Genomic DNA, 2312 nt, shown 5'->3' with positions numbered 1-2312 from the left:
CCGGGCCACCTGAATGGCGTGGCTGCCGATTCCGCTTGCCCCGCCGTGCATCAGCAGCAGCTGCCCCTTGCCGAGATGCGCGGTCAGCACCAGATTCGACCAGACGGTACAGGCCACTTCGGGCAACCCGGCGGCGTCCACCAGGTCGACACCGTCGGGAACCGGCATCACCTGCCCGGCCGGTACGGCGACGTATTCCGCGTAGCCGCCACCGGCGAGCAGCGCGCAAACCTCTTGTCCGGCAGACCAATCGGTGACATCGGGACCGACGTCGGCGACGACGCCGGACACCTCCATGCCGATGATCTCGCTGGCACCCGGCGGCGGCGGATATTTTCCGGCGGCCTGCAGCAGGTCGGCGCGATTCACCCCGGCGGCGGCGACCTTGATGAGTACCTCGCCGGGGCCGGCGGACACATCGGGTACTTCCTGCCAGGAAAGCTGATCGGCGGATTCGGCGACGATGGCACGCATGGTGGCCACGCTACCGAGTCCGGCTACCCTGATCAGCGGTGGCGTGGCAGAGCGGCCTAATGCACTCGCCTTGAAAGCGAGAGACGGCTAACACCGTCCGGGGGTTCAAATCCCTCCGCCACCGCTTTTGTCACTCGACGGGCTGATGCAGCGTCGGCGCGTAGCGCAGCACGGCGCCAACGCCGTCGGCCGGAGAGATCCGCTCGTCGGTGCGCACCAGGGCGGCGCCGACCGAGATCGCCGAGAACGGCAGCGCCTCGTCGGCCCGCAGCGTCTTGGCGGGAGCGGCACCCTGCTCGGACAGCACGTTCTCGTCGGGCGCAATCGTCGTCAAGCCCTCGTCGGCAACCACGGTCGCGTCCCCGATGTCGCCGATGATCAGTGTCTCCACCGCGCCCTGGCGCAGCGCGGAGCACACCGCGCCGAGCCCCTCGGCCGCCAGCCCCGACTGCCGCCCGATCTCGGCGGTAAAGCGCTGTGCCGCATCGTCGATCGTGCGTAGCTGGCGCTTGACGAATTCGCCTTCGATGGCGTGCTCGATCTCTTCGAAGTCGTGACCGCTGTGCCGCGCCCCGATCTCGAGTGCCACCGCGCGCTCCTGCAGTCGCTCGGGCAGCGCGGCGAGCAGATCGGAGCGCGAGCGCACCTCACCCACCACGAAGATCACCTCGATCGCCTTGTCGTCGGCGAACTCAGCGACGCGGTCAGCGACGGCACGCATGTTTTTACGCGCGGCCTCTTCGGTGCGCAGCTGGGGATCGCCGTAGCCCGCGGTCTCTGCGCCGGCGGATTTGTGCACGGGATAGCCCCCGCCGTCGACGGTCTCGGTGCGCAGCGTCCCACCGATGTGAGTGGTTATGTCGGCGCCGCTGTGGTCGACGACCGCCAGCACGTAGTCGGGGTGATCGAAGCTCTGCTCGAGAATCGGTACCAGATAGGGCAATTCAGAGACGCGGACGATGTCGGTGGCGGCGGGACGCGCCAGGTGTTCGTTGATCACCACGCCGTCGGCACTGGCGACCACCGCGCGTCCGCTGCGGCCGATCGGTGGGCGCAAGTTCATGATCGCGTCCTCGATCTGGCCGATCACCGTCGCACCGGCGCCGCAGCGTTCCAGCTGTTCCTTGACCGCCCGCCACTTCAGCTCGAGCTGAGCCTCGGCGTCGTGGGTGTCGTGCGAGTCATCGAAGTACACCGAAGCGAACGGCCCCGGTGCGTCCAGCAGCTTGCGGAAGCGTTGCGAGTCCATGCTGTGTTGGTTGCCCCACGAGCCGGGGGACAAACACCTTAGCTTCGATCGCCCTCGGTGTCGTCGAAGAAGTGCCAGTCGCCGTCGTGCTGGACTTCCATGCGCCAGCCGAGCTCGCTGTTGTCGGCCTTCTGGTCGACGAACCACGCGTGCGCGTCGTCGGCACTTTCGATGTCTTTGGTCGCGACGACGTCGCCCTTGGGGTCGAGCACTCGATAAGTAGCCATGGGTGGCAGTGTTCCCACTGCCGCCGTCGTCAACCGGTTGGGATTTCGGCGGTGATCGTGTCCAGCAGGGCGGTGTACCGGCGGGATTCGGGATCCCGCCCGGGTTTGCCGCTGCTCACCACGCCGGCCGACAGCCCGCGCGCGGGGTCGGCCCAGATAGCGATGTTGACCAGGCCCAGGTTGCCGAAAGCGTGTGGCGCGTTGCGCCCGAACGGACCCCACCGGTTGGTGCCCAGGATGTACCCGGTGCCCCAGCGGGCCGGCTGCAACCCGACAGCGAAATCGGGTCGCAGCCTTCGGCATTCGGTCACGGCACCGTACATGGTTTCCGGGCTGATCACCCGCACGCCGTCGAGTTCGCC

The 2312-nt window shown here is 67.9% G+C and carries 3 protein-coding genes, 1 tRNA gene and 1 pseudogene; 1 reads left to right on the top strand and 4 read right to left on the bottom strand.

Annotated features, from left to right (window positions below; genetic code table 11):
• The coding region (locus A5652_RS00715; RefSeq protein ID WP_197513678.1) for an alcohol dehydrogenase catalytic domain-containing protein at window positions 1-474 on the bottom strand (474 nt) is incomplete at its 3' end.
• A gap of 37 nt (window positions 475-511) precedes the next feature.
• Here A5652_RS00715 and A5652_RS00710 point away from each other — a divergent pair.
• Window positions 512-598, top strand: a tRNA-Ser gene (locus A5652_RS00710).
• A 6-nt stretch (window positions 599-604) separates the two neighbouring features.
• Here the strand turns inward: A5652_RS00710 and A5652_RS00705 are convergent.
• The 3 genes and pseudogenes from A5652_RS00705 to A5652_RS00695 all read right to left on the bottom strand — a co-directional run.
• Entirely contained in the window at window positions 605-1723 is a 1119-nt protein-coding gene (locus A5652_RS00705; RefSeq protein ID WP_067345515.1) for a hypothetical protein, read from the bottom strand.
• 38 nt (window positions 1724-1761) lie between these two features.
• Window positions 1762-1950 carry a hypothetical protein gene (locus A5652_RS00700; RefSeq protein WP_067345512.1) on the bottom strand — a complete coding sequence of 63 codons (189 nt, stop codon included), beginning with the start codon at window positions 1948-1950 and terminating at the stop codon, window positions 1762-1764.
• 29 nt (window positions 1951-1979) lie between these two features.
• Window positions 1980-2312, bottom strand: a pseudogene (locus A5652_RS00695) (serine hydrolase); the annotation flags it as partial.

Origin of the sequence: Mycobacterium sp. 1165178.9 (assembly GCF_001673555.1) — a bacterium.
Classification (GTDB): domain Bacteria; phylum Actinomycetota; class Actinomycetes; order Mycobacteriales; family Mycobacteriaceae; genus Mycobacterium.
The sequence above is the reverse complement of the archived record's forward strand: the minus strand, read 5'-3'. Positions and strand labels throughout refer to the sequence as shown.